The organism is Novosphingobium pentaromativorans US6-1 (genome assembly GCF_000767465.1).
GTDB classification, from domain to species: domain Bacteria; phylum Pseudomonadota; class Alphaproteobacteria; order Sphingomonadales; family Sphingomonadaceae; genus Novosphingobium; species Novosphingobium pentaromativorans.
Window position 1 is genome coordinate 431,199 of the sequence record NZ_CP009292.1, and the last position, 21,302, is coordinate 452,500.

The following is a 21,302-nucleotide window of genomic DNA, read 5'->3' on the forward strand; positions in this document are numbered from 1 at the left end:
ATGTTGTCGGGTTATCGCGGCCCCGCTCATTATGTCCAGGGCCCTGGAGCGATCGACGCGCTAGGCACACTCGTCCGGCCACACGGCCGCCGACCTGCCGTCGTGTGCGACGGCACCGTCCGTGAACTGCTGGGCGAACGCATCGACGCTGCCTTGCGCGCCTCCGGGGTCGATGTCTGCAATCTGGATTTTGCCGGTGAAGTGACGCCCGGCGCCGTCGATGCGATGGCCCGACATGCGCGCCGCGCCGGGTGTGACTGCGTCATCGGCATCGGTGGTGGCAAGTCCATAGATGCTGGGAAATGCGTAGCGGTCCGCCTCTCCGCCCCTTTCCTTTCGGTACCGACTGCCGCCTCGACCGACGCCCCCGCCTCCCTGGGCGCCGCGGTCTACAACGAGGCGCATGTCCGCACTGGCAGCGAGCGACTGAAACGGCACCCGGAACTTGTCCTCGTGGACACCGCCGTCATTGCATCGGCGCCAGCGCGCTTGCTTGCAGCAGGCATCGGTGACGCTCTGAGCAAGAAGTTCGAGGCGCAGGCCGCCGCCGCAGCCGGGGCGGGCAATTACCACGGCTATGTCCCTACCCGTTTCGCCATGGCCATTGCCGATACATGCTATCGCACCTTGCGCGAGCACGGTCATGCCGCCTTTGAGGATGTCGAAGCGGGACGAACAAGCGCCGCACTCGAAGCCACTGTCGAAGCCATTATCTTCATGTCGCCGGTAGCATTCGAAAACGGCGGCTTGTCCTTCGCCCATTCGATGCAGACGGCCTTGATGCAGGCTCGCGGCGCGTCCCGCAGAATGCACGGCGAACACATCGCCTATGCGCTTCTCGTCCAGTTGGCGATGGAAAGCCGCGCTGACCAAGAAATCACCGATCTGGCGGGTTTCCTCGGCCCTCTTGGCTTGCCCGTTTCGCTGGCCGACCTCGATTGTCCGGAACCGAGCGAAGATGAGTTGTGCTCCATTGCTGCGATCACCTGCGCCGAGAAATGGGCACACCACGTGCCCTTCCCGGTTGACGAGGCGATGATCGTGGCAGCGATGCGCCGGATCGAGAAACTTTCAGATGAATGGAGAGGGCAATGAACACCCCAGTGTGGCGCACGCCACTGCAATTCGACCGCATCGTGGTGACCGGCGGCGGCTCCGGCATAGGACGTGCGACCGCCCTGGAACTGGCAAACTGCGGCGCTACGGTCTACATCATGGGTCGAAGACCCGATGCTCTGGCAGCCACCGCCTCGCTTGGTGAAGGATTGTCGGGCCGGATAGTGCCGATCCCTTGCGATCTTCTCGAAATCGATGCGACGGACGCGGCTTTCGGCGCTGTCGAAGCAGACGGCGGGCCCGCCTTCGGCCTCGTCCATTGCGCAGCTGCCACGACATATTGCGTGGCGAGCGAGATCAGCCATGCGGCTTTCGACCAGACGATCCGCACCACTTTGTATACCGGCTTCAATGCTACAAAACGCTGGGCCGAGCCAATACTCGCCGCGGCGCAAAAGACCGGCGAAGCGCAACCTGCCAGCGCCGTGATGCTGTCCAGTGCCGTGGCCGCGCGCGGCGGACCGGGCATAGCGCACAGCTCCGCAGGCAAGGCTGGCCTTGAATCCTTCGCCAGAGCCTGCGCGCGCGAATGGGGACCCTCCGGTATCCGCATCAACATTGTCGGCCCCGGCGCGTTCCCCGTCGAAAAGTCCGAGAAGCTGTGGTCAGATCCGGACATGTACGAATTGGCCAGCAGCGCAACGGCACTCGGCCGGCTTGGCAACCTGCCCGAAATCGTCGCGCCTATTGTGTTTTTCCTGACCTCGGGATCCGGTTTTACCACCGGGCAGACGATCATCTCCGATGGTGGTTTCGGACTGGTGCCATGGGGCATCCGGCCCGATGGCCTCAAGCGGGGCCTCAACAATAAATTCGACGACAAGGAAAGTTGATCGCCTCGCCGGTGCGCACGCAGATGCAGCGCCTCCCTCCGCCCGCTATCATGCTGCGGGAAAGGGGACGAAGCCTTCAAATTTGTCGGTGCCCAGTTCCTTCACATGATTGCGCATGAAGGCGATCAGGTTCTCATCGGTCAGGAACACTGTCTCCCCCTGAACCAGATTCCCCTGGAATTTTATGAGGATCGTCAGATTGCGGTGTAGCGGATATTCGTCGGCGTAGATCGCCATGTGAAACAGCACATGATCTTCTCCCCACATCGCGACGCGCGGATCATGCACGCCCTTGATCATCTCCAACGGCCCTTCCGGGGCGAAGGGGAAGTTGGCGTGGTACATGCGAAGCACAGACTCCCACCCCTGCCAGGCGCCGATGGGGTGCAGATTCCAGCATGGATCGGGAGAAATCGTGGCGGCAAGTCGCTCGAACTCGTTGTCGTGTTCCGCCTGCATATGCTCAATCATGTTATCGATCCGGGCTTGGCGGCTCACCGGTTCACGCAGCCTCTCGAGCTGCATCGAGCGGGTCACTTTCAGGTCGTCGAGGAACCCAGTCATCACGCACTCCCAATACAAAACATCGGCCTTGCCCAAGGGCCGGCCTTTCGCCATCAGCGTAGTTCCGCTATGCGACATGTGCAACGAATATATTTCTGAAGAAATGACTTTGCCATACCAACGGAGAGCGGACAATGAGCGGGCAAGCACTACTTGTAGCAGGCGCCAGCGGGCATCTGGGTCGACGAGCGCTGGAACAATTGCTGGAAAGCGGCAAGGGGCCGCTGATCGCAACGACCCGCACACCTGAGCGGCTGGCCGATCTGGAAGCGCGCGGCGTGGAAATCCGGCATGCCGACTATGACTCACCTGAAAGTCTACCCGCCGCTTTCAGCGGTGCTCACCGGATGCTGCTGGTGAGCACGGATGCCGTGCTGGCACCTGGGCAACGATTACAGCAACACCGGGCTGCGATCGCTGCAGCGCAGTCGGCAGGCGTTCGCCATGTCGTGTACACTTCCGTGACCGCCCCGCGCCCAGGAACTGGCAGCCCCATCGACGAAGACCATTACTGGACCGAACATGCCCTCGCAGACAGCACAATGGAGTGGACGATCCTGCGCAATGCGCTTTATGCGGACCTGCTGCTGATGACTGCAACGACGGCCGCCGCGACAGGTCAGATCGTTTCCGCCACGGAGAATCAGGGCCGGACTTACATCCCCCGTTCGGACTGCGCAGACGTGGCAGCAGCCGTCGTGGGCAGCAATACTTCGGGCCGCGCCATCCTCGACGTCACGGGCAATGAACTAGTGACCCAGGGCGAGATCGCGCAATGGATCTCGCGGCGATCGGGCAAGAGCATATCCCACCTGGCAATTTCCGCCGATCAACTTCTACAAGAAATGCAGGCTGCCGGCTATCCCGAGCCCTTGGCAGCCGCCATGGTGGGCTTCGACAAGGCCTGCGCCGAGGGCTACGCAGCCATTCGAACATCTGTCGTTCGCGACTTCCTTGGCCGCGAAGCGGTTCCCGTCTTCAGCTTCCTTGAAAAGGCCTGGGACAGTCTGCCCGCGCAATAGCGCCTGGACTTCTTCGAAGCGTCTTCACCCACTGGACCAGGCGCGACGAGCGCACGCAAAGAGGAAGGCATCGCCGACTTTGTCGCCAAACGGCGCTCGCGCGGTGCCCTCCCCCCGGTCCAGCTCCCGGTCAGGCCTTGCCCGAGGCCTTTTCCGTGTCAGCCCGCATGTCGGCAGATGTGTTCCCGGACCGGGGCTTCAACCCCAACATGATCATTCCCAGCACAACGACGCCGTACATCGGCAAGATTGCCTGATACGTCAGCGGGTAGGTTCCGTAGCGATCATGGACTACACCGATGACAAGCGCGCCGATGATCGTGCTGAACAGAAACGGCTGGAATAGCCCGATCGCCTTGGGAAACTCCCTCAACGAAAATCGTCGAGCGAGAATTGCAGGGATCAAGGGAAACAGCACACTGTTGCCGATCGAGAACAATACGGCTGCGAGGCCGAGTACGGCAAAGGACGGCGTTGATACGACCAGCATGTTGGCGCCGAACATCATCACCAAAATCGCGACCTGAAGCACGGGCAAAGGCATCCGGTCCACCAGCCAGCCGGCAAGGAATGTCCCGGCCAGACCTGAAAAGGCGGCGACGGACATCATACCTGCTGCATCGCTCAACCCGCCGCCCAGTTCACCGAAGAACAACGGGAGGTGGAAGAACGTGCCAGCCATCAGCGAAGTCAGGGGGAACTGGAACAGGACCGCCCCGACAAAAGCCGGAGAGATGAGGATGCGCAATGCCGAAGCGGAAGCTACCGGAGTGATGTCCGCGGCGGTCGTCGGCTCATTGACCATCGGTCCAACCTTCCTGACCGTGAGCAGCACGAGAGCGACGCCCAGTACGAGGATAACGCCCGACGAGGTTGCCAACGCGCCTTGCCAATCGTCCATCTGGATCAGCATGGCCAGGATCGGCGGTCCCAGAATCGCGCCAAAGCTCATTCCCATGCTGACCACCGCGATCGCCAGTCCGGGCCGCGCAAAATTGCGCACCGCCAAATTCTGGCCGAGAACCGGGCCCGTCAGCGCGTTGGCAGCCGCTCCAAGCGGAACCATTGCAAGCATCAGCAAGCCGAAACTCTGCGCCCGCGAGGCAAGGAGCAGCGCAGTCGCACTGAATACGACCCCGACCAGCAACAGCAGGGTCGGCGTATAGCGGCTGACCAACATCCCGACAACGATGCCGAAAAATCCTGCCGACACGGAAATCGTCGTCAGGATGACCATGACCTCACCCGTCGACAGGGAAAAGCTGCGCATCCATTCAGGCGCGACAACGCCAAGGCCGGACATGCTCAGCCCGGAAACGAGCGTCATCACCAGCATACATCCCACGATTGGCACCCAATTGCCCAGGCTTGTCGTGTCCTTGCCGTTCATTGCCGTCACTCCCCGCGTTCTCGCCAGATTACTGAATTGTGTAATTTCATGCTTCACCGCGGCGACTTGCGAGTAGCCAGGCGTCGGCGGCACTGTGAATATCAGGCCATGAACGCGCCGCCGTTCACGCGCAGGATCTGGCCCGTTACATACTTGGAGGCTTTCGATGCGAGGTAGAGTGCGGCGCTCGCGATATCGCCGGTATCGCCAGCCCGGTCGAGCGCGTTGCCGCTTTTGATCGAATCGACAAATTCATCGAAACGCGCCTGATCGAACCGCCCGTTTTCATCAATGCCGTAGCGGCGGGTCATCGGTGTCACGATGAGGCCTGGTGAAATCACATTGCAGCGAATGTTGTGCTTGCCCGCCTCCTTCGCAGCGACGCGGCTAAAGGCGCAGATGCCCGCTTTCATCGCGGCATAGGGTGCCAGACCGTCATCGGGGCAATCCATGGCCGCGGATGCGCAGTTGATAATGGACCCGGCAAAGCCCCCACTGCGCATTGCCCGAATTGCATGCTTGGTGCCCCAAGCCGATCCCTTGAGGTGAACGGAATATAGACGATCCAGAAAGGCCTCGTCCAATTCCTCGATAGACTGGCGGGCGGCGACACCCGCGATATTGGCCATGACGTCCAGCCTGCCCGTGATCTTTACGGCTGCATCCACAGCGCTTGCAACGTCGCTTTCTACCGCAACGCTACCGACGATCGATTCAGACCGTCCTCCCTCAGCGACGATGTCTTGAGCTACAGCATGCAGCGCCTCGCCATTGATATCCAGCAGGACGACATGCGCTCCGACTGTGGCGAACTGCCGGGCTATGGCTTCGCCAAGTCCGCTCGCAGCACCGGTCACGACCGCGGTACATCCGTCGAGTCTGAACTGTTCAAGCGCCACCTCGCACCTCCGTTGTGGTGCCGACACCCCCCGCGCGGCGCCAAAACCGATCGAACCTGTCGCGAAACCGCCATTCAGTTGTGGGGAACGTCGGCATAGTAGCCCTCGGCGGCAGAACCGGTCATCAGAATGTATTCGGAATAGAGGCCGAACTGGGCGCGGGTATCCACGTACATCATGTGAAGCTCGTCATTCCAGATGGAGGTCTCGACAGCGATAGGCAGACCGGCTGCGGCCACCAACCTGCGGGTTTCAGCCCATCTTGCAGGGTCTGTCGTGCGAAATCCATGATGGTGGATATTCAACCGCGCTGGCTCATCCGGAATATAGTCATCGTAGGCCTCCAGCGCCCCTCTCTCGGGAATGAGGACTTCGATCATGAGATCCCCGACCCAGGTGTGTACGGCACGGAGCCACTCGATGCGATGTTGCCGCCGCACTTTGGTAACGCCAAACTGGCGACCCAGAGTATCGCAAACGCCGTCAATGTCGCTGCCGACATAGCCGATCTGAAAGAAGCCATCGAACAAGGTCATGCTTTTGCGTCCCTGGCCTGCTCATCGACACGAGCCGCGAAGCTCTCAAGATCCATCGCTTTGGAGATCATCTCGATGTCAGTGGAAAAGACGTATTCCCGCATCTCGTTGATCAGGTTGCCGTCGAAGGCGAAAATGAAGACATAGGAGAAGGTGGCGACAGCACCGGTCGTCCGCAGCGGTCGCAGGCTGGTCGCCTCGACCACGACCGTTTGCGCCACTTCATCGATCAATAACTTCTCCAACTTGTAGTGGCTGGCCGCGAACAGTCCGTTCGTTTTTGCCAACACCTCGAGGAAAGCCTTGCGTGTCCCCAATTCTACAGGGGCAGGCAGAAAGGGAATGCGATAGGCAAGCTCATCGGCGAAATGCGCGCTGATCCGCTCCAGGTTGCGCTCGCCGTTCGGTCCGAAGTCGGCGAGGGAATCGAATAATTCGCGGGTCAGCCGCTCCAGGTCCTTACGTGTCAGCATTTTCGATTCTTCCTCTCCTGCTTGTTCAGCCACCCAATGCCTCATGGACCAGTTCGGCACCGCGAAAGCCAATCATCATGGATGGAGCGCTGGTGTTGCCGGATGGCAGGCTGGGCATCACCGAGGCATCGCAGACCCGCAGCCCCTCTACCGCGCGAACGCGCAAGGCCGGATCGACGACCGCCAGCGGCCCCTCGCCCATCGCGCAAGTGCCGACATGATGCGATCCGGGAAACACGGTCTCGCGAATGAAGGCGCGAAGTGCGTCGTCATCGGCCTGCGCTGGGGGCGTCACTGGCCCAGGCGTCAGCGCAGCCAGCTCTCCGGTCGTGAAACACTCCAATGCCCAGCGCATCCCAAAAAGCAAGCGGTCCTCGTCGGCCCGATTTCCAAGGGGCAAACTCACCTTGGGCGCTGCGTCTGGATCGGGTCCTGCCAGCTTCACCGACCCGCGGGCCTGAGGCGACAGTAGAGTCGGGGTAATGGTAATGCCGTTGCCCGGTCCAGTGACCAATGCGCCCTTCGCATTAGGCACGACCGTAAAAGGCCGAAAACTCATTTGAAGATCGGGCGCCGGAAGGTCGGGCGCGGATCGCAGGAGGGCCGCAGCCTGCGATCCGCCGGTGGCAATCGGCCCGGTACGGGTCAAGAGGTACCGTAACCCCTGAAACAGCAAGGGCAGCCCTTCCATGTCGCGATTCATCGATGCGCGGCGCTGCGCCTGGGCATTGCACCACAGATAGAGATGATCTTGCAGGTTGCGTCCAACGCCCGGCAGATCGGCCACAGGATCAATTCCCAGGCCGACCAGTTCCCCGGCAGGGCCGATGCCCGATCTCAAAAGCAACGCGGGACTGAGAATCGCGCCGGCGGAGACGACGATCTCCCTTGCACGCGCTTCGATCGGTTGACCTTGGTGCCGATAGACGACGCCGACCGCGCGATTACCTTCAAAAAGGATGCGCTCGACATGAGCATTTGTCTCTACGCGCAGACTGCCTTTGCGCAGAGCCGGCCTGACGAAAGCATCGTATGCCGACAATCGCCGTCCACGCCTGGTGTTGAGTTGCAACAACCCGACCTTGTCGTCGTCGCCTGCGTCATTGAGGTCGTCCGCAACTCGCGCGCCCAACCGCGCGGCCGCAGAGATGAACGCGCGCGCCGAAGGGTGAACATAGGCCAGACGGTTGACATCCAGTTGCCCGCTGCCACCGTGGATCGCGCTGTCTCCGTCTGTGTGCGACTCCATCCGGCGATAAGCGTCCAGCACGGTGTCCCAGTCCCAGCCGCGTGCGCCGCGCTGGACCCAGTCAGCGAAATTACCCGGAGTGCCGCGCATGTAGAGCAGGCCGTTGATCGCCGTCCCTCCGCCCAGCGTACGCCCGTGCGGGACCGGATGCACGCGATCCCCGAGATCGACCGTGGTTGTCCAGTTATAGCGGCCATCCACCAGGACCCGGCCCAGTCCGGCCGGCACGCCGATCCAGGGGTTGTCCGCCGGTCGGCCGGCTTCGAGAAGCAGGACCCGTAAAGGCGAAGCGCTAGCCAGCCTGCCCGCAATGGTGCTTCCGGCTGCGCCGGCGCCGATCACGATGACATCGCTCTGGAGCGTCATCGCCCCGGTGCCCTGTACGACAGTGCCAGCCCTCGATGTGCCGTGAAAGCACGCAAGACCTAATTCTCCGGGCGGGAGATGTTGAACATGTTACCGTAGGAGGCGGCGAGGATTCCTCCGTCTACAGGCAGTTCGATGCCGGTTATGTAGGTCGCCGCATCGGACATCAGGAAGCATACCGCTTCGGCAATATCCGAAGGCATTCCCATATGTCCCGCAGGCACCATTGCCGCAAGCCGCTCCTGGTTTGCCTTTTCTCCGGGAGTACCCAGGCCTGACATCCTGGTTACGATGTTCCCCGGCAGAACGGCGTTGACCCTGACCTTCGCGGTCGCCGCTTCGAGCGCCGCATTCTTCGTCAGACCCACGACAGCGTGCTTGGACGCCACATAGGGACTGGACCCGGGAATGCCCCCTGCCGCCCCCATCGAAGCCGTATTGACGATCGCGCCCCCTCCCTGAGCGATCATCACAGGAATTACGTATTTGAGACCCAGAAACACCCCGCGGACATTGACTGCGATGGTGCGGTCGAAATCGTCGGCCGGACAGTCCCAAAGTACGCCGTAATAGCGCGGAATGATCCCGGCATTGTTGAAGAATCCATCGATCCTGCCGAAATGCGACTTGGCCGCTTCGACGTAGGCACGAACATCGCCCTCGTCGGACACGTCGGCGTGCTGTCCCACCACTTCATGGCCCAGCGCTTTCATGCGGGAGACCGCTGCATCGAGTTTGTCCGCGTCAATGTCCACCAGCATGACGCGTGCGCCGAGCTGCGCCATCCGCTCTGCAGAGGCCAGACCGATCCCGTCGGCCCCACCGGTGACGATGGCCGCCTTGCCACTCAGATCCACGTTGCTCACTCAGCCTCTCCTGTATCGCCGTTCAAATGCGCTGACCGGGTTTCTGCAACCCGCGCTTGCACAGCTTATGTGAAACATAAATTTCTTCAAGAGAATGGTTGTCGCAGGAAGAAGTCTTTCCTGACTTTCCGCCATCAGGATGGGTCGAACAGAACATGGATGTCCCGCGGCGTCCGCATCAGACCGCCTTTGACGGTCGGCTTGGGCATGTCCGGATCGAATCGCAAGCCGGGCAACCTGTCCAGTATAGCATTGAGCGCTCGCGACATTTCCAGGCGCGCCAGATGCTGGCCCAGGCACATGTGCGGCCCCAGACCAAATCCGAAGTGACTCTTGGTTCCTCGAAACAAGTCAAACTTGCGCGGATTCTCGTGAACGGCGGGATCGTTATTGGCTGCGGCCATCGACACATTGACGATCGCGCCAGCCGGCATCCTGACCCCTCCAAGTTCGGTGTCCTGCATGACCATGCGTTGGGTGAAGATGATCGGCCCGTTCCAGCGCAGGGTCTCTTCCAGGACCAAGGGCACCAGCGATCGGTCCTGTCGCACGGCCTCAAGCTGCTCCGGATTCTCCAGCAGCGCCATCAGCATGCATCCGGTCGCCCGGTATGTGGTGTCGCCCGCGGCGTTGATCAGCCCCCTGAAGAAGGAGACGATGGTTTCGTCGGACAGACCATTATCGCCTCCGAGTTGTCCAAGCAGAGAGACGAGGTCATCGGCCGGGTTGCGCCTGCGCTCCTCCAGCAGGTTCTGGAAATACACGCCGAGCTTGCGCGAGGCCTCCTTGCCGTAACGGATATAGTCGCTGTTGAACGTCAGGGTGACGGCCAGCCGATGAAAAGTTTGCACATCGCGCTGCGGCAGGCCCAATTGCCGGTAGATGATCTCGAAGGGATAACGCTTTGCGAACTGCTCAACGAGTTCCGCGCGACCATCGCCGATGAAGCGGCCGATCAGGTCGTTTACCACCGGATCGACCAGCGTTTCGCTCCATTTGGCGACTTGCTTGGGCATGAACGTAGACTGGAACAGGCCGCGCACCTGCGTGTGCTTGGGCGGGTTCATGGCCGAGATGGTATCCCCGAACGTCACACCAAGATTCATCTTGAGCACGTCGTTAGAGAACAAGGCAGCATTGCGCATGACCGCCTGCACTTCAGCATGGCCGATGACACGGAACTGCGGAATTCCGGCCACTATGCTGTCGGCAGGTGCGCCAAGCAGTTCCAGGATCGTACCTGGCTGGACCGGTCCGTTGGCACGCGCCCTATCGAAGATTGCGTAGGGATCCTCTATCTCGCCAAAAACGTCGTCGTCGATCACGAACGGGTCGAAGTCGGCTTCGTCGAAGTATTCGATTGGTGCAATCGTAGCCATAAGCCTCTCCATCGGCCCGCCAGTTCATCCAGATCATCAGCCGGCCGTATGCCGAACGTACAACGCTCCCCTTGCCAGCACTCGCCGGCTCTTACCGGCGCTCGTCAGCCAATGCGCAGCGGTTTAGCGCGGCAGCACAGCGACGCCTTCAGGTTCGCTCTCGCCCGACAAGGCCGCGCGCGCCCTCGAGCGTATGTACTGCCGGATATTCTCTACTGTATCCGGACTGAGCTCCTTGAATGCCGGCATGCCGTTAGGTTGCAGGATTCCCCCGATTACGACCTGTCGCATCATCTCCGCATCGAGCGGAAAGGCCGAAGCGCGCAAATCGGGCACTTGTCCGCCTGCGACTACGCCGGCTCCGTGACAGCCGCTGCAATAGCCCACGTAGGCCTCCATGCCTGCCTCAACGCGGCCGGGATCGAGCTTCATCTCCGGATCATCCACGGGGACTGCAGCCTCAGGCGCAGGACTTTCCTCCAGCTGGGCCTTTCCATCGAGTGCGAAGACCAGCAACCGGTTTATGGAGCGACGATACTGCCAGCCGAACTGCGCAGCGATCTTGCCCATCATCGTGGCATTGGTTCCTCCCCAGCCCGCCACGACAGCGATATACTGTCGGCCATCCGTGCTGAACGTAATCGGAGCACCGGCAATGCCCATGTGCGCGTCGAAAGACCAAAGCTCCTTGCCGCTGCGGGCATCGAAGGCGCGCAATGTGCCATCGTTGAGCCCCTGGAAAACCAGTCCCCCCGCGGTCGTCATGGTCCCGCCGTTCAGGATGCCGGGCGTCGGGACCGACCAGACCTGCCGCTGTCGGACCGGGTCCCACGCCTGCAGTGTACTGGAACCCGCGTTGGTCGGCACGTCGCCGTCCCTGAGATTGATCCCCAGATTGCCCTTGCCCGGAACGTACTTGTAGGACTGTCTGGTAACGCCCTTGGAATTGAAGGCGCCGGCAATCTCGTTGGTGGGAATGTAGACCAGCCCCGTCTGGGGATTGAATGACATGGGCGCCCAGCTATGAGCTCCCACATTGCCCGGATAGATCAACACTGTCTTATCGTTCTTGTAGTAGCGAATACCCGGTGCTTCGACCGGCCGGCCGGTGGTCAGATCGATGCGCTCCGCCCAGGTGACCTTGGCGATCTTTTCCGCCGAAATCAGTTTGCCGTTACTGCGGTCGATCACGTAGAAGAAGCCGTTCTTCGGCGCCTGGAAAAGAACCTTCCGCGGCTTTCCATCGATAGTGACCGTCGCAATCTGCATGTCCATCGTAGCGGTATAATCCCAGCTTTCCCCGGGATTGACCTGATAATGCCAGCGATACTCGCCGGTCTTGGCATCGAGCGCGACGATCGATGCGAGGAATAGATTGTCGCCACCGCCAGGACTGCGCACGGCTTGGTTCCACGGAGAACCGTTGCCGACCCCGATATAGACCAGGTCGAGTTCAGGATCGTAGGTCATGGCGTTCCATACGGTGCCGCCTCCCCCGTATTTCCACCATTCGCCCTTCCAGGTCTTGGCGGCCATACGCATGGCTTCATTTTCGAAGCCGTCGGCGGGATTGCCTGGCACAGTATAGAACCGCCATACCTTCCGCCCCGTCTGCGCATCGTAGGCGGTGACATAACCACGAATATTGCCGTAGTCGGCTCCGCCGAAACCGATCAGCACAAGCCCGTCGAAAATCCGGGGAGGACCGGAGATGTAACCGCCACCCGCAAAATCGAAGGTCTGCGTCGACCAGCGCTGCTTGCCCGTCTTTGCGTCGATGGCGATGAGCCGCCCGTCGGTGGTTCCGACATAGATCTTGCCGTCCCACCAGGCGATGCCACGCGGCCCCCAACCTTGCCGCAGGGAAAGCCCCTCACCGCGCTTCATCACTTGGGGATTGAAAGTCCACAGCAGCTTCTTCGTCTTCACGTCGAAGGCCCGAACGATGCTCTGGTCTACGGTAAAGTAGATCACACCGTCCACGGCCAGCGGCACGGTTCCGGCGTTGTGCGTTTCTGGCAAGTCGAGCGCAGCCACGAGCCCGAGGCGATCGACTGTACCGGCATTGACCTCGCCCAGGGGACTGTAGTGCCATTCGTCATAAGTCCCGCCATAAGAGGGCCAATCCGCACCGGCATTACCGTTCGTCAGCAATACCGCCGAAGGTGAAGGTCCTTCAACGCTGTGGCGTGCGTGCCATTGCCAGTACAGAACGAACAGCACAGTCGTCGCGACCGCCAGTAGAGTGAGCCAAATGCCCTTGCTTGTTCCGGTCTTCACTTGTGCCACGTCTTCATTCTTTCCCTGGGACCTCGAGCCTGCGGCTCCGGCCATTTAGCTCGATCCGCGACGTCAGAGGGTCGCGGCTGCGCGCACCCGTCGTAGCGGGAGCTTTTCCAGCGCGCGTGACTGCGTGCGGCTTCTTGGCAAGCGCTCGGTCGACAGTTGCAGACCGTCGAGCCGACCGATCGCGCGCTCGATCGCGGTCACGGCTTCCAACCGGGCAAGCCAGTTGCCCAGGCACATGTGAATGCCAGTGCCGAAACCCAGATGATGGCCTTCGTTTCGCTCGATCAGATAACGGTCGGGTTCATCGAAACGCTCCGGATCACGGTTCGCGGCTCGTAACACGATCACAACCTGCTCGCCTGCGCAGATCTGCTTGCCCGCGATGACGAGATCCTCGATCGCCACACGTGGCTGGCCCGCAGAGGAAGGATCGAATCGCAAGGTCTCTTCCACAGCCTTGCGAGCCAACCCGGGATTCGCACGTACAAGCGCCTGCTGGTCCGGATTGGACAGCAGGCAGAGCATCGTATTGGCGATCAGGTGTGCTGTCGTATGCAGGCCAGCGCCAAGCACGAGCATGACCATCCCCACGAGCTCGTCCTGGGTCATGCGATCGCCGTCCTCTTCCGCTGCTATCAGCGCGTCGATCAAGTCGTTACCGGGAGCGAGCCGCCTTTGTGCAATCAGCCTGCGAAAATATTCGGCTTCCTCGACCAGGGCTTCCTGCGCCGACCGCTTTATGTCCTGCGCCGTACCGCCGACTACCGTGTTGATACCCGAACTGCGGTTCACCCACTCGAGCAGCAGTTGATGATCCTCAAACGGTACACCGAGAATGGAAAGGATCATGTGGATCGGAACGGGATAGGCGAATTCTTCAAGAAAATCGAAGCTATCGCTCTCTTCCAACTGATCCAGAAGCCCATCGACAAGCATCTCTACCCTGTCCTGCCAGGCTTTCACCGCCTTCGGCATGAAATGGGGTGCAGCAAGCTGGCGTAGGCGGGCGTGCTGCGGATCATCGGTATGTATGATCCAGGTCATCATCATGTCGACCACCTTGACTACTGCTGGCGGATCAACGCCCGCCAGGCCCATCGGTCGCACGAGTTGACGGGCAGACGCGGCGCGGCTGAGACCTGGGTGGCGATAGGCTTCGTCCGCTGCCCTGAAACCGGTGATGAACCAGGTGTTTCCAGGCCCCTTGAACACCGGATCTACATTGCGCAGGCGCCGAAACAGGGCAGGGGGATCCTCCACTTCCCAAGGTCGGGCGAGATAGTCGGCGAATTCTTGCCCGAGCACCGCATGGTCGCTGTCGTTCACTGCTTTCTCCCGCCCATGCCTGATCGGTTTCAGCCGATCATCACTGTCTTGCGATGAATGAACTCCTCGAGACCTTCCGGCCCGCCTTCCTTGCCATAGCCGCTCAGCCCGACCCCGCCGAAAGGTGCGAAATGCACAGGCGCCATCGCGGAATTGAACAATACCGATCCGGCATCCAGTGCATATCCGAGCCGCCGAATTCTGGCATGGTTGTTCGTTTGGGCGTAAGCCGCCAGTCCGTAGGGCGTACCATTGGCCAGTTCGATGGCTTCTTCCTCGCTGTCGAACGGGGTGATGGTTAGAACCGGTCCGAAGACTTCCTTGCGGAAGACGTCGCTCTGAGGCGGCACATCGGCAAGTATGGTAGGCTCGATGAACCATCCGTCCGCATACTCACCCTCCATCCTTACGCCGCCGGTCACGACCCTGGCACCGCTTTCCGCGCTTGCGCGTGCCACAGTATTCAATATGCGTTCGCCGGCTACCGGCGTAATGACCGGGCCTACGAAATTGCTTTCCAGCAGCGGATCGCCGATCGGCATCGCGCGTGCAACGGCGGCGGCCCGCTCCACCACCTCGTCATAGATCGAACGCTCGACCAGCATGCGCGTCGGAAGAGAACAGCCCTGCCCGGCATTGACCATGCAAGTCCCGACCGAAAAATCGAGCGCAGTATCGAGATCGGCATCGGCGAACACCAGGTTGGCGGACTTGCCCCCCAGTTCGAGCAGTGCCGGACGCAAGTTGCGATTGGCCGCATCCAAGATCTTGTGGGCCGTTATATCGCCGCCGGTAAAGCTGATCTTCGCGATGTCGGGATGCGAGGTCAGCGCTCCACCCGCTTCGGCCCCACCGTGGACGATGTTCAGCACGCCCTCTGGCAAGCCTGCCTCCAGCGCAAGCTCCAGGAAGCGCTGCGAAGTGAATGGATTGATCTCGGCCGGCTTGTACACCACGCAGTTCCCGGTTGCGATCGCAGGCGACAGTTTCATGCCCATGGACATGATCGGACCATTCCAGGTGATAATCGAAGCAATGACGCCAAGCGGTTCCGGCACCGTATAGGCAAATCCGGAATAGGCCCGGTCGCTGGCCACGCGTCCGTCCAATCGGTCCGCCCACCCGGCATAGTAATACATCCAGTCTCGGGCCAGACCGGTCATATGCAGCGCCGTGGCCATGGATGCGCCATTTTCAAGGACCGTCAGCCGCGCGAGCTCGTCACGGTGTTCGTCAAGCAAGCGCGCCAGGCGCTCCATGATCTCACGGCGCCGAACGCCGGGCGTGTCGCGCCACATGGGGAACGCCGTGCGGGCGGCGGTAACAGCCGCGTCGATCTCTGCAGCACCGCCCATCGGCACGAGCGCCTGCACTTCGCCCGTGGAAGGATCGACATGCGACCAACGCCCCGCTCCATCCGTCGAAAGCCGGCGACCGCCTATCGCATGACGCGGCTCAGGCAGCCCTTCTCTTGCCGCCTGATGGCGATCCTTCATCGAAACCGAACTGCCCACGCGGCATCTCTCCCTAGCCTCGGCAGGCGCCGGCAATGCGGCGCAAACCTTTTCGTATATAAAGCGATCAATCTATAAGTGAAACGAACTTGGCAGGTCAATCGCTTTCCTCGTCGCTTGGGGAACGTAGCGCTTATCCCCCGAACAGCAAAAATCCCGGCCTATCGACAACCCGGTCGTGCAACAGCAATTCCAAGTCCCGGAACGAACTTGCCCGACGAGAAGCGCAAGGCAGAATCGCCTTGCCCGATCAGACGTACCCGGCATGCCATCGATGCCGGTTCACCAGCCTCGGATTCGGGGCGCAAACCGGCAGACCGTGCAAGTCGGCAATCCGTCATTCGTCTTCATAGCCCGTCGGGATCACCACTGCATTCGGCCCCTGGGACCGCGTCTGCCAGGCCTCCTGCAAGGCCTCGCGGACATTGTCGGAAGGGCCCAGTTCACGGCAGGGAATATCGAAGCCACGGATGATGCTGCCCACGCGCGGTCCCAGCGTGCGCATGTCCATGTTCAAATAGCTCGGCTTGTGCGAATTCGTATCGATGCCGAGACGCGCAATGTATTCACGTTCAAAGTAGCGCGTGGAGCCGTAACCGCCGTTGTCGAGGATCACCAATGTGATCGGCAGATTCAATGCGGCAATGGTCCACAGGCCGTGAGCGCCGAAACGCAGCGAGCCGTCACCCAGTACACAGGTCACCGGCTCTCCCGATGCAATGGCAACACCGGCAGCGGCGCCAGTGGCCCAGCCCAGCGACGCACCGGTCGCGGCCACGTAGCGCGAACCGTCCAGACTTGTCAGCGCATCGACGAGAAGCGAGGCGGACATGACCGATTCATCGACCATCCAGCCATGGTCCAGGACATCGTGCAGGAATTCGGCCGCCTTCGCGTAATTGGCGAAAGCGCGGCCCGTGGCCGTGTCCGGTTTCGGCGCCGAACGCCTGCCCTGGGCCATTAAACGGCGCAGACGCTCGGCGCGCGAAGCCATCAATTCAGCAGACGGCGGGTCCGCCGAAAGCCCTGCAAGCAGGGCCCGAGCGAAGGCCCCCGCATCGGCAACTGCCGTCCAATCGGCTGTCTCGGTCTTTTCCAGCCTGTCAGGATCGGCATGCACCTGCGCCACGAAGGAAGCATTCGGGAACCAAGGGGTCGGCCGCGGATGCCCCTCGATCATCAACTGGGCACCGATCACCACCACGACGTCTGCGTCCTGCTCGAAGGGTGTGCCGCGACCGGCAAGCATTCCCGCCGTCCGCTCCCTTCCCGGCCCGACGCCAAGTTGTCCCTGAAAGCCGCCCTCATAGGCGACCGGTATCTCGAACCTGTCCGATATCTCTTCGACAATCTCGGCCCCGCCCAGCCTGCGGGTTTGCCCGCCCACCACGATCAGCGGCCGTTCTGCACGCGTCAACGCATCGATCACGGCCGACATGTCACTGGGGCAACTGGGATGACGCACCGACATGCGCACGTCGACTACCGGAGCCTTGCCCTCGTATACATCCTCGCAGATGGAGAGGAACGCCGGCCCCGAAGGAGAACCGATCGCCGCGCGCCTGGCTGCCTCAAGCCATGGCCGAACCGGCGTGTCGCGTGTCAGTTCGTGCGACATGCGCGTGTACGGCCGGGTCATCCGCACGGTATCCCCTTCACAGACCGTACCGTCCGAGCCGCGAGTGCGGTAAGTCGACGCCTGTTGCGATGCCATCAGCAGCAGCGGGGATTCATCCCACCACGCGTTGTAGAGGTTGGCCATGGCGTTGGCCGTACCCGGCAGCATGTAGATCATGGCAACGCCCAGACCGCGTACACGGGCATAGCCATCGGCTGCCGCCACCGTCACCGATTCATGGATCGTCGGCACGTACTGAATTTTGGAGTTTTGCAGCTCGTAAAGCACTGAAACCATCGAACTGCCCGGCAGGCCGAATACGTGTTCCTGCCCGTGATCTTCCAGGAAGCGGACAATTTCCCGTGCGCCAGTCGCAGTGACTGCGCTATCTTCGTCGGCCATAGATTCCTGCTCCTGACATTCGTGAAGTTTGTGTCTTGCCTCGTCGTTGCAGAGCCCTCTCAGGCCTCTGCGCGAGAAACGAGTTCCATCAGGTGCGCCATCGAGTCTGCGGGATCCTTGAGTACGGCGTAGGGCTCCAGCTTCTCCACCGCATCCCAGTTCTGCATGACTGCTTCGGGCGTAAAGTCTGCGTCGCTGGCGATGAAACCGTCGCCCTCCCCGAAAAATGTGCGCCACATGCGCCCGCCATGACAATTGTAGAAATTGCCTGTGACGCGGCAATCCTCGTGCGCAAGCGCAAGGACGCCGACAGAGGGATGGCGAATGTTGAAATAGCGATCGAGCCATGCGCGGCTCGCCTCTTCCGATCCGTCCGTCAGCGCCTTGCCGAAATCCTTGAAGGAAGCAGCGGTCATGCGCGTATGTCCCGCAGGGCCGAGACCGTTCACGAGGATGCCATGCTCCTCCCCTTCAAGTGCCGTTGTGCGGGTAAATCCGATCAACGCACCTTTGGCGGAAGTGTAGGCCACGCGGTTTTGCGCCCCCAGGTAGGCCGTACTGGACACGATGTTCACGATCCGACCGAAGCGCCGGCTTTTCATATGCCGCCACGCCTCTTTGGTGACGTTCCACGCCCCATGGAAATGCACCGCCATGTTGGCATCGCGTTCTTCTATCGAGCAATCCTCGAAGGAACTGTGCCCGACCACACCTGCATTGTTCACGAGTACGTCGATACCGCCGAAATGCTCGATCGCATCGGCGATGACGGATGCGCCGCCTTCGGGATCGACGATATTGGCGCGATTGACGACAGCCGTGCCGCCGGCTGAACGAATCTCTTCAACCACCGCATCGGCCGGAGAAACAGCCTCGGTTGAAAGACCGTCCATGGCGATCGAAGCGTCATTCACGACGACCGCTGCACCGCGTGATGCGAACAGCAAGGCATGTTCACGTCCCATCCCGCGCCCCGCGCCGGTAATGGCGACCACGCGCCCATCAAATCGCAGCATCGCAACTATCCTCTCTCATCGAGGGAGCACGTCTCACGCGTGCATTCCGCTTGGCCTGATGCCACCATATCATTGCCCGGCTGCACTTCAACAGAAAAGAATGATAATTTCATATAGGCAATGTTTCATTAGTAGAATATCAGTCGAAGCGAAGAATCTTTCTTACAAGAAATAGTCCTTTCCCTCCTGCAATATCGGAGTATTGTGTGATGGACCCTGGCGCAGCGAAACCGATTGCACGCCGGGAAAACTGGAGAGGGCAAGGCCATGAGGGAAGAACAATCCTTCTGTCGCATCTGCAATGGCTATTGCGGTATGCGGATCAAAATCGACGACGATGGCAAACTGGCGGAAATCCGGGGCGACAAGAGCCACCCCCTCAGCCAGGGATATGCCTGTATCAAGGGCATACAAGCCGTTGAACAGCATAACGGCCCCAACCGGCTCCTGCATGCCTACAAGCGTGACCCCGACGGGAACCTGCAAAGGATCGGCGTGGAGACGGCCCTCGACGAGGTCGCCCAGCGCCTGAGGTCGTTGATCGAGCGCCATGGCCCGCAAACCATCGCAGCTTACCGGGGCAATCCAAGCTGGTACGACAATCTGGCAAACATCTACAGCGGAGCGTTCATGTCCGCGCTGGGATCTGACCAGATCTACTCGGCCAATACCCTCGACCAGTCGGCAAAGGTCATCACTTCCGGCCGCCTCGGTAGCTGGCATGCCGGTAGGCCGACTGTCGAGGAATCGGACGTCTGGATGATCGTGGGGGGCAATCCGCTCGTGTCGCTGGCGGTCTACGGCTTCTATTCCAACCCCTTGAAGACGATCAAGGACGCACGGGCCAGGGGCCTGAAGCTCATTGTCATCGACCCGCGCCGCACCGAAACCGCGCAGCATGCCGATATTCATCTCCAACCCTATCCTGGCGAGGATCCTACACTGCTTGCCGGAATGCTGCGCATCATTCTCGAAGAGGGATGGCATGACGAAGCCTTTTGCGACCGCTTCGTCGATGGGCTCGACCGGCTCAAGGCGAACCTCGCTTCCTTTACGGATGCTTATGTCGAAACCCGCACAGGCGTATCTGCAGCACTTGTGCGCGAGGCAGCCGAGACTTTCGCCAGAATCGGGACCAAGGGCAACGCGGGCATGGCCACGGGATCGTCGATGGCCCCGCGCGGCAACCTTTCCGACCATCTGACCGAATGCCTGAATGTCGTTTGCGGCCGTTATCGCCGCGAAGGCGAACGCGTTCCCCATCCAGGCGTGTTCTGCCCGCGCCGTCCCCGCTACGCCGAAGTCAATGCCCCCACCCGCCCCTGGGAACGCGGCCCAAAGAGCCGAGCCCACGGGCATGGCCAGATCGTAGGCGAAATGGTTTCATCTGGCTTGGCCGACGACATCATGAGCCCCGGGGAGGATCGTATCCGCGCCATGATCGCGGTCGGCGCGAACCCCGCGGCAACGATTCCCGACCAGCGGCGTGTCGTCAAAGCCCTGCGCTCGCTCGACCTCCTGGTAACGACCGACCCCGTCCTTTCGGCAACAGCACAGATGGCCGACTATATCTTCGCGCCGCGCCTCATGTACGAACGGCCCGGAGCCATTCCGTGGATGTGGGGAGACGATCGCTACGTCACGGTTCCTTTCGCCGGATACACCCCGGCAATCGTCGACCCACCTGCGGATTCGGAAGTGGTGGACGAGTGGTACGTCTACTGGTCGCTCGCCAAGCGCCTTGGCCTTCAGATGGAAGTCGCAGGGGTCGATCTCGACATGGAGAATCCGCCTTCGACCGAAGAAATCTACGCCATGTGCCTGCGCGACAGCCCCGTGCCCTTCGAGGAGATCAAGGCGCGGCGTGGGGAGATTCTCGAGGTCGAGCCGCAATTCGTCGAACCTGCGAGGCCGGAAGCGCAAGGTCGCTTTGCCGTCATGCCTGCCGACGTGGTAAACGAGCTCAAGGCCGTCCGGAGCGAGACAGCCACATCCGATAGTGCAGGCGCCTACGCCTTTCGCCTCACAGTGCGGAGGCTGCGCGAGGTCTCTAACACGATGGGGCGCGAACTTTCTGCCGTACGGCGCAGAATGCCTTACAACCCCGCCTACCTGCACCCGGACGACATGGCCGAGATCGAAGTGGCCGCAGGAGACGAGATCGAGATCGTCTCAGAAACCGGAACGATGGCAGCCATCGCCCAGCCGGACGCGGATTTGCGACGCGGCGTGGTATCGATGGCCAATGGCTGGGGCGGACTGCCGGACGATCCCAAGGCCGACGTTCGCGACGGCACCAACACCAATCTGCTTATCGGTCTGGGCCATAACCAGTACTTCGATTGCTACAACCGGACCCCGCGCATGTCCGCGATTCCCGTCAACGTGCGCCCCTGCGCCGCGGCAGCACCGCCAAAGGCAAAGCGCGCAACCGCGTAAGGGAG

At 61.1% G+C, this 21,302-nt stretch carries 17 protein-coding genes; 4 read left to right on the top strand and 13 right to left on the bottom strand.

Going from position 1 to position 21,302, the window contains the following annotated elements; genetic code table 11:
- Both JI59_RS20675 and JI59_RS20680 read left to right on the top strand, forming a co-directional pair.
- Entirely contained in the window at positions 1–1,095 is a 1,095-nt protein-coding gene (locus tag JI59_RS20675) for a glycerol dehydrogenase (RefSeq protein ID WP_041565032.1), read from the top strand.
- Positions 1,092–1,949 carry an SDR family NAD(P)-dependent oxidoreductase gene (locus tag JI59_RS20680; protein ID WP_041565033.1) on the top strand — a complete coding sequence of 286 codons (858 nt, stop codon included), beginning with the start codon at positions 1,092–1,094 and terminating at the stop codon, positions 1,947–1,949. The genes JI59_RS20675 and JI59_RS20680 overlap by 4 nt, the downstream gene beginning before the upstream one ends.
- A gap of 48 nt (positions 1,950–1,997) precedes the next feature.
- Here JI59_RS20680 and JI59_RS20685 read toward each other — a convergent pair whose 3' ends face one another.
- Entirely contained in the window at positions 1,998–2,567 is a 570-nt protein-coding gene (locus JI59_RS20685) for a hypothetical protein (RefSeq protein ID WP_138921483.1), read from the bottom strand.
- A gap of 80 nt (positions 2,568–2,647) precedes the next feature.
- Here JI59_RS20685 and JI59_RS20690 point away from each other — a divergent pair, with 80 nt between their 5' ends.
- The gene (locus tag JI59_RS20690; RefSeq protein WP_007014423.1) at positions 2,648–3,535 is read left to right on the top strand and encodes an NAD(P)H-binding protein; all 888 of its coding nucleotides are present in this window, start codon (positions 2,648–2,650) and stop codon (positions 3,533–3,535) included.
- Between the two features lie 130 nt (positions 3,536–3,665).
- On the opposite strand, the gene JI59_RS20695 is transcribed toward JI59_RS20690, so the two are convergent.
- The 12 genes from JI59_RS20695 to JI59_RS20750 form a co-directional block, all read right to left on the bottom strand.
- The gene (locus JI59_RS20695; RefSeq protein ID WP_041565034.1) at positions 3,666–4,925 is read right to left on the bottom strand and encodes an MFS transporter; all 1,260 of its coding nucleotides are present in this window, start codon (positions 4,923–4,925) and stop codon (positions 3,666–3,668) included.
- Positions 4,926–5,026: 101 nt separating this feature from the next.
- Positions 5,027–5,851, bottom strand: coding sequence for an SDR family NAD(P)-dependent oxidoreductase (locus tag JI59_RS20700; RefSeq protein WP_420845488.1), 825 nt, complete (start codon positions 5,849–5,851; stop codon positions 5,027–5,029).
- A gap of 47 nt (positions 5,852–5,898) precedes the next feature.
- Positions 5,899–6,360, bottom strand: coding sequence for a hypothetical protein (locus JI59_RS20705; RefSeq protein ID WP_007014421.1), 462 nt, complete (start codon positions 6,358–6,360; stop codon positions 5,899–5,901).
- Positions 6,357–6,866: a nuclear transport factor 2 family protein gene (locus JI59_RS20710; RefSeq protein ID WP_007014420.1), complete on the bottom strand. Its 510-nt coding sequence runs from the start codon at positions 6,864–6,866 to the stop codon at positions 6,357–6,359. Before JI59_RS20710 ends, JI59_RS20705 begins: the two co-directional genes overlap by 4 nt.
- Positions 6,859–8,448: a GMC family oxidoreductase gene (locus tag JI59_RS20715; protein WP_007014419.1), complete on the bottom strand. Its 1,590-nt coding sequence runs from the start codon at positions 8,446–8,448 to the stop codon at positions 6,859–6,861. Before JI59_RS20715 ends, JI59_RS20710 begins: the two co-directional genes overlap by 8 nt.
- A 59-nt stretch (positions 8,449–8,507) precedes the next feature.
- A complete protein-coding gene (locus JI59_RS20720; protein WP_052118016.1) occupies positions 8,508–9,314 on the bottom strand; it encodes an SDR family NAD(P)-dependent oxidoreductase in 807 nt (268 codons plus the stop codon).
- Between the two features lie 134 nt (positions 9,315–9,448).
- On the bottom strand, positions 9,449–10,693 hold the full coding sequence (locus JI59_RS20725; protein ID WP_007014417.1) for a cytochrome P450: 1,245 nt from the start codon (positions 10,691–10,693) through the stop codon (positions 9,449–9,451).
- 123 nt (positions 10,694–10,816) lie between these two features.
- Positions 10,817–12,973 (bottom strand): PQQ-dependent dehydrogenase, methanol/ethanol family, encoded by a 2,157-nt coding sequence (locus JI59_RS20730; RefSeq protein WP_203226097.1) that lies wholly within the window; start codon positions 12,971–12,973, stop codon positions 10,817–10,819.
- A gap of 72 nt (positions 12,974–13,045) precedes the next feature.
- Positions 13,046–14,308: a cytochrome P450 gene (locus tag JI59_RS20735; protein WP_007014415.1), complete on the bottom strand. Its 1,263-nt coding sequence runs from the start codon at positions 14,306–14,308 to the stop codon at positions 13,046–13,048.
- 29 nt (positions 14,309–14,337) lie between these two features.
- Entirely contained in the window at positions 14,338–15,822 is a 1,485-nt protein-coding gene (locus tag JI59_RS20740) for an aldehyde dehydrogenase family protein (RefSeq protein ID WP_007014414.1), read from the bottom strand.
- Between the two features lie 337 nt (positions 15,823–16,159).
- Positions 16,160–17,842, bottom strand: a complete 1,683-nt coding sequence (locus JI59_RS20745; RefSeq protein ID WP_007014412.1) for a thiamine pyrophosphate-binding protein — start codon at positions 17,840–17,842, stop codon at positions 16,160–16,162.
- Positions 17,843–17,901: 59 nt separating this feature from the next.
- Complete coding sequence (locus tag JI59_RS20750; protein ID WP_007014411.1) at positions 17,902–18,858, bottom strand: SDR family NAD(P)-dependent oxidoreductase; 957 nt, start codon at positions 18,856–18,858, stop codon at positions 17,902–17,904.
- A gap of 315 nt (positions 18,859–19,173) precedes the next feature.
- Here JI59_RS20750 and JI59_RS20755 point away from each other — a divergent pair, with 315 nt between their 5' ends.
- On the top strand, positions 19,174–21,297 hold the full coding sequence (locus tag JI59_RS20755) for a molybdopterin-containing oxidoreductase family protein (protein WP_007014409.1): 2,124 nt from the start codon (positions 19,174–19,176) through the stop codon (positions 21,295–21,297).
- Positions 21,298–21,302 lie beyond the last annotated feature (5 nt).